The organism is Gemmatimonas sp. (assembly GCF_044345575.1).
Classification (GTDB): Bacteria; Gemmatimonadota; Gemmatimonadetes; order Gemmatimonadales; family Gemmatimonadaceae; genus Gemmatimonas.
This window is the reverse complement of the sequence record NZ_JBIJAW010000181.1, coordinates 1-6,684: the sequence shown is the minus strand read 5'-3', so window position 1 is coordinate 6,684 and position 6,684 is coordinate 1. Positions and strand designations below refer to the sequence as shown.

Below are 6,684 nucleotides of genomic sequence, written 5' to 3'. Positions count from 1 at the left end.
GCGCGTCGCCTGTACTTCGACCTGCAGGAAGACAATCTCACCGGGCAGGTCGACCACTCGCTCTTCCTCGGTGACGTCTCCAAGCAGAACACGCTGAAGATCGGCGCGTATGTGCGCACCACGGATCGCCAGTCTGACGCGCCCATTTTCGCCTTCATTACCCGAGCGGGCGAAAACGTCCTACGTCAGTCGCCCGACGTGATCTTCGGGGGAGCGCAGGCGTGCGACAACTGTTCGTTCATCAACGTGCAGCCGATCGGTCAGGCTGGATCGTATACGGCGGCTGATCGAACGGCCGCCGGGTACGCGATGACCGATATCGCGCTCGGGAGCCGCGTGCGAATGATCGCCGGTGCGCGTCTCGAGCAGGCCCGTATCACGGTGGATGCGTCGACACAGGGTGGTTTCACGACGACCACCACGCTCGACAACACCGACGTGCTGCCCTCGTTGCTCCTCAATACGCAGCTTTCGCCGACACAGAACCTGCGGTTCGGGATCACCCGTACGCTTGCCCGTCCCGAGTACCGGGAGCTTGCGCCCGTGACGTTTCGCGACGTGCTCGGCGGCGTGAGCGTCACCGGAAACGCGGACCTGGTCCGCTCGCTGATCGACAACGTGGATCTGCGCTGGGAAGCGTTCCCGAACCCCGGAGAGGTCCTGAGCGTGGGCGTGTTCGCCAAGCGATTCGATCGGCCGATCGAACGCCTCGAGCAGGCAACCTCGGGCGCGTATCAGGCCCGTTTCCAGAATGCGCTCAGTGCGACGAACGTGGGTGTTGAGCTCGAGCTGCGGAAGCAGCTCGGCATGCTCGGGACCTGGGGCGAGGCATTTACCGGATTCGGCAACGTGACGCTCATGCAGTCGAGCGTAGACCTCGACCCCGCTGGCGGGCTGACCGTGACCGACGCCACGCGTCGTCTTGTCGGCCAGGCACCGTATGTGATCAACACCGGCCTGACGTATTCGAGCCTCAGTGGCAGCACGAACGCCACGATTCTTTACAATGTGGTCGGTGAGCGTATCACGGCGGCCGGCGTCGTACCGCTGCCGAACATCGTGGAGAAGCCGCGCCACCTGCTTGACCTGTCGCTGCGGTTCCCGGTGCGCGGCAACCTGTCGGCGCGCGTCGACGCCCGCAACCTGCTCGATGCGCGTTCACGCTTCATGCAGGGGAATCTCGAGCGCGAAGGTTGGAACTCGGGGCGCGTCTTCTCGATGGGGCTGAACTGGCGCCAGTAGTTGCCATACGCGGTTGCAGCAAAAACACCATGACCCGGCCGCGGTGACACAACCGTGACCGGGTCATGACGTTTTCGCCACAACTCCATGACTTCTTACGGTAGGTGCCCGTGTCGTGAGGCGCCGTCTCCTTCAACCTTGACTCCGATGACGATGACCGCGCGCGTCCGCGCTTTCGCCCTCGCCTCGTTCGCCACAGTGGCCCTCGCGGCCTGCAGTGGTGACGAAGGCCCGACCACTCCGCCTGCGCCGCAGAACGGTTCGCTTGCCATCGCGGTATCAGGCCTGCCGACCGGCACCAACGCGGCACTCACGATCACTGGCCCGAACAACTTCTCGCAGTCGGCCACGGGCGCCACGACGATCAGTGTGGCGCCGGGGAGCTACACGGTGGCTGCGGCGCAGGTCACGAGCGGTACGACGCGATACAACGCGACGGTGACGGGCTCGCCGGCCACGGTAGCGTCGAGTGCCACCGCCAACGTCACGGTGGCGTACAGTGTGGCCGTGAATCCGACCGTCATCCTCTCGGGGTCCATCGCCGCCAATCGTACGCTCACCGCTGACACCAACTACGTGTTGCGGGGCTTTGTGTACGTGAACAGTGGCGCCACGCTGACGATCAACGCCGGTACCCGCATCGTGGGCGATACCACGGCGCTCGGCTCCGCGTTGTTCGTGCTCCGCGGCGCCCGTATCGCCGCCAATGGTACGGCGACGGCTCCTGTCGTATTCACCTCGCAGCGTGCCCCCGGCAATCGCTCGCCCGGCGACTGGGGCGGTCTGGTCATCGTTGGCAACGCGCGCGCCAACCGTACCGGCAACGTCATCGTGGAAGGCTCGAACGGATCGGTCGTCGGCGCCAACCCGGCCGGTATCGTATACACCGGTGGAACGGTCGACAACGACAACAGCGGCACCTTGCGGTACGTCCGCGTGGAGTTCGCCGGGTATGCGACGCTGACCGACGCCGAGCTCAACTCGTACACGTTGGCCGCTGTCGGCAACGGAACGACGATCGAGTACGTGCAAGCCCTCGCCGGTCTCGACGACCACTTCGAATGGTTCGGTGGTACGGTGAATGGCAAGTATCTCGTGTCGTACGAGTCGGGCGATGATCATTTCGACGGTTCGGAAGGCTACCGTGGCTTGAACCAGTTCCTCATCGGCATGCAGTCGACCTTCCTCACGCCGCGCGCCGGCGCCGGCGCGGTGTCGACGGACCCGCAGGGCTTCGAAATCGACGGCTGCAACGGTGGTGGCTGCGTGGCCCCCAGCGGCGCGAACGCGCAGAGCGCGGGCCGCGACGAAGGCCTGTACAACATGAACGTGTTCGCCAACTTCACGCTCATCGGCACCCCGAGCGGCGTGACGGTTCCGGGCAGCGGCGGCGTTGGTGCGGTGCTGCGTCGCGGTACGGGTGGCTACTACCTCAACGGCGTGGTGGCGCGCTGGTCGCGTGGCGGAGTTTCCCTGCGTGATTCGACGTCCAACAACCGCTTCCTCGTCGACTCGCTCATCGTGCGGAACCTGTATTTCGCCGAAAACGGCGGCACCGACGGTGGCTTCGACGCGACGGGGAGCAACTTCGGTCAGGCGAGCGCATTCGCCGGTCGCAACTCCAACATCGTCGTGGGCGCTGGCGTGACGGCGACGAGCCTGTTTACGGCCCTTCCGGCGGCCCCGACCAACGCGGCGAGCCTCGACTGGTCCCCGGCGGCCAATTCGCCGATCTCGACGGGTGGGCTCTCCAGCTTCACCAGCGATGCGCGTATTGCGGCGCGCGTGGGCACCTTCATCACGCCGACGGCCTACCGCGGGGCTGCGGCTCCGGGCGGTACCAAGTGGTGGGAAGGCTGGACCAGCTACGCACGTAACTGACGACTGACGGGACCGTCGCCTAGTTTCCCAAGGGCGACGGTCCGGCCGGTCCGACTCCGTGAGCTTCGAACGGCCAGGTCCGCATTGCGGCTCTGGCCGTTTCACTTGTTTCCCGTGCTCGACATGAACACCTGCTTCCGCCCACTCAAGAACGTTCTTCCGATCGTGCTGTTCGTTGCATCGGTCGGCGCATGCAACGATCGTACGCCACACACCGCCGCCGACTCACAAGCGGCGCACGTCGCCGAGGTGGTCGCGGCCGGCGGGACGGTGGACTCGATTCTGCCCATCGTGGAGCAGCTTCGGCGATTCCGAGACGGTCTACCGCACGTCGATACACTGCGTCATGCCGCCGCGGCGCGTGACGTGTTGATTCAAACTTTTCTCAAGGCTGTAACGACGAATGACACGAGCGCGCTCAATCGTCTTGTGATAGACCGCTCGGAATTTGCTTATCTCTACTACCCGACGGCTGCCATCAGCAAGCCGCCGTACGAAGCGCCACCTCAACTACTCTGGGGGCAGATTCTTGCCGCGAGCAATGAAGGCATTGCTCGCTTGCTGACCCGAGTAGGCGGGAAGCGTATTGAGCTACAGGCGGTCGCGTGCGGTACGCCCGCGACCACAGAAGAACGCAACACGCTGCACGAGAAGTGTGAGCTGACGGTGCGGATCGCTGGAGCAGAGCCGACGCGCGAGCGGTGGTTCGGTACCATCCTCGAACGCGACGGGCGCTTCAAGTTCATCGGCTACAGCAACGCATTATGATCGCTCGTTTCGGCGTACCCGGTCGCGCGAGCGTGTTGCTATTGGCGGGGATGCTCCTCCTCGGTGCATGTGGCGAACGCCGAACGGTCCGTGAAAGGCCCGACGCCGAGACGGCCGTGGGACCGGGCGGCGGCAGTGTCGCGCTTACGGGAGTCGGTGCGACCTTGCCCTACCCGCTCTACTCACGCTGGTTCAACGAGTATGCCGCCGAAACCGGCATACAGATCAATTATCGATCAGAAGGCTCTCAGCAGGGCATCTCGGCTGCGCTGAGCGGTAGCGCGGACTTCGGCGCCACCGATGTTGCGGTTCCGGACAGTGTGCTGAGATCGACCACACCTTCCATTCTGCATATTCCGATGGCGATTGGGGCGGTGGCGATTACGTATCATGTCCCTGGCCTTTTGCGTCCTCTCCGGCTCACGCCCGCTCTGGTCGCCGGCCTCTTCACCGGCGAAGTGCGCCGCTGGAACGATCCTCGGCTACGAGTGGTCAATCCTGAGCTCCAGCTCCCTGATCTCGCTGTACGCCCAGTCTTCAGGAGTGACGGGAGCGGCACCGCGAGCATTTTCACGCAGTATCTGAACACGGTACGGCCAGGGGGGATCCCCCGAACGAACGGCATACCGAGTGTACCGGAATCAGTTGTGCGCGACGGGAACGAAGCGGTGGCGGCCGAGGTGAAGACCACGCCGGGAGCCGTGGCATATCTCGAGGTCGTTTACGCTCACCAGAACCGGCTCCCGGCGGCTCACATCCAGAATTCAACGGGCCACTATGTCTCACCGACGCCGTTCGAAATCGCCACAGCGGCTGCTAACATGCTCGACGATCGTGCGCCGCTTGCCGACGAGAACGCCGACGGGTTTCGGATTTCACTACTGAACGCACGGGGGGCTCAGTCCTACCCGCTCGCGGCGTTTACCTGGTTGTTGGTTTCCCCATCACGACTCAGTGCCGACAAGCGCGCCACGCTGGCGGCATTTCTGCACTGGGCCTTCGAACAGGGCGCCCCCGCCGCCAGCGCCCTCGGTTACGTACCATTGCCATCAACGGTCGCGGCCCAGGTGCTCGAGCGTGTGGATCAGGCTTTTGCCTGTGACACTTGCGCGTCAGGGTCAAAGGCCGGTACGGTACGTTGATCGTACGTAACCGGTGTTGCGGCTGGTTGCGCCGCGGCGACCAGACGCCCGCGTCCATTCGTTTCCCGGCCGATTCATGACGGTACCTGTGGCCCCCCAGAGCGACGTTCGCATCGCCGCCATCGATATCGGCTCGAACTCCGTTCGCCAGATCATCGCGGATGTATCGGCGGCGGGTGCTATCCGGGTCGTCGACGAGATGAAGGCGATGCCGCGCCTCGGTGATGGCCTCGAGAGCACGGGGGCGCTGTCAGCTGCAGCCATCGATTCCGCCGTCGCCGCGGTACAGCGCATGGTCACGCTGGCGCGCCAGCTGGCAGCGGCGCGCATCGAAATCGTGGCCACGAGTGCCGTGCGCGACGCCGCGAACTCTGACGAGTTCACGGAACGCGTGCTGGCCAGCACGGGCCATCAGGTTCGGGTACTGAGCGGTGAGGAAGAGGCGCTGCTCTGCTTCCGCAGTGCATTGGCCCACTTCGAGCTGGGAGCCGGGCGAACGGTGGTGATGGACATCGGCGGCGGGTCACTCGAGCTGGTGCTGGCCAAGGATGGCCTCATCGAACGCATGGCCTCCCTGCCGTTCGGCGCCGTCCGGCTGACCGAAAAGTTTCTCGCGCAGGGTGTTCGTCCGCGTCGCGTACGTGCGCTGCGCGAACACGTACGCGACGGATTGAAGAAGTCCGTACCGGTGAAGGATTGGCGCGGCGCGCAGGTCATCGGCAGCGGCGGCACCTTCACCAATCTGGCCGGGATGGTGCTGGCGCGGGCGCACGTCACGGTACGCTCACTGCACGGGACCCGCGTCACGCGGGCCGAACTCGAGCACGTGCTGGAATGGCTGTCGCGCATGGAGTCGGAGGAACGCCAGCAGGTCCCCGGATTGAACCCGGCGCGGGCCGATATCATCGTGGCCGGGCTCGCGGTCGCAGCCGAAGTGCTGTCGCGTTTCGATCCGCGCGATCTCCTCGCTTCGGCGTACGGCATTCGCGAAGGACTCCTGCTGGAAGCGGCGCGCGTGACCCCCAAGGTGGCCGACCCCGGTGTCGCGCGTGAGCGCTCGGTGCGCGAGTTCGCCGAACGGTGTCATTACGAGGAGCCGCACGCACGGCAAGTGCAGGCACTCTCGCTGCAGCTGTTCGACACGCTGGCGGGTCGCCTCGGTCTGTCCCCCGACGACCGGCGCCTCCTCGCCGACGCCGCCCTGCTCCATGATGTGGGGTACCACATCAACTACGAGAAGCATCACAAGCACTCGTTCCACCTCATCTCGCACGCAGATCTGCTGGGGATGACGCCGGCCGAGCAGATCATGATTGCGCACATCGCCCGATACCATCGCGGTGCGCCCCCGAAGATCAAGCACGTGGGGTTCGGTCAGCTCGACAAGCAGACGCGTGAACGCATCGTGAAGCTGTCGGCGCTGCTGCGCTTCGCCGATGGCATGGACCGGGGTCACGTGAGCGCGGTAGGGAGCCTCACGGTGAAGTGGGGAGCGGATGCGGTGCGCGTGGTGGCGGGGGAGGCCGAGGGCGCAGCGAATGTGCGCCTCGAATGCTGGGGGGCGAGCCGCAAGCGCCATCTCCTCGAAGAGGTGCTGGGCCGTCCGATCCTGGTGATGCTTCCCGACGGCACCGAGGTCACGGCAGACGAC

The 6,684-nt window shown here is 65.1% G+C and carries 5 protein-coding genes; all 5 read left to right on the top strand.

Annotated elements, in window-relative coordinates:
• The coding region (locus ACIQ6O_RS11030) for a TonB-dependent receptor domain-containing protein (protein ID WP_396207843.1) at nt 1-1,242 on the top strand (1,242 nt) is incomplete at its 5' end.
• A 147-nt stretch (nt 1,243-1,389) separates the two neighbouring features.
• Complete coding sequence (locus ACIQ6O_RS11025; protein WP_396207842.1) at nt 1,390-3,123, top strand: hypothetical protein; 1,734 nt, start codon at nt 1,390-1,392, stop codon at nt 3,121-3,123.
• Nucleotides 3,124-3,237: 114 nt separating this feature from the next.
• Nucleotides 3,238-3,891: a hypothetical protein gene (locus tag ACIQ6O_RS11020; RefSeq protein WP_396207841.1), complete on the top strand. Its 654-nt coding sequence runs from the start codon at nt 3,238-3,240 to the stop codon at nt 3,889-3,891.
• The gene (gene pstS, locus ACIQ6O_RS11015) at nt 3,888-5,033 is read left to right on the top strand and encodes a phosphate ABC transporter substrate-binding protein PstS (RefSeq protein ID WP_396207840.1); all 1,146 of its coding nucleotides are present in this window, start codon (nt 3,888-3,890) and stop codon (nt 5,031-5,033) included. Before ACIQ6O_RS11020 ends, pstS begins: the two co-directional genes overlap by 4 nt.
• Nucleotides 5,034-5,109: 76 nt before the next feature.
• On the top strand, nt 5,110-6,684 hold a 1,575-nt coding region (locus tag ACIQ6O_RS11010; RefSeq protein WP_396207839.1), incomplete at its 3' end, for an HD domain-containing protein.

What these genes read in the sequence shown, in the direction of transcription:
- pstS (WP_396207840.1), top strand. Translation starts at nt 3,888, where the DNA reads ATGATCGCTCGTTTCGGCGTACCCGGTCGCGCGAGCGTGTTGCTATTG.
- ACIQ6O_RS11025 (WP_396207842.1), top strand. Translation starts at nt 1,390, where the DNA reads ATGACGATGACCGCGCGCGTCCGCGCTTTCGCCCTCGCCTCGTTCGCC.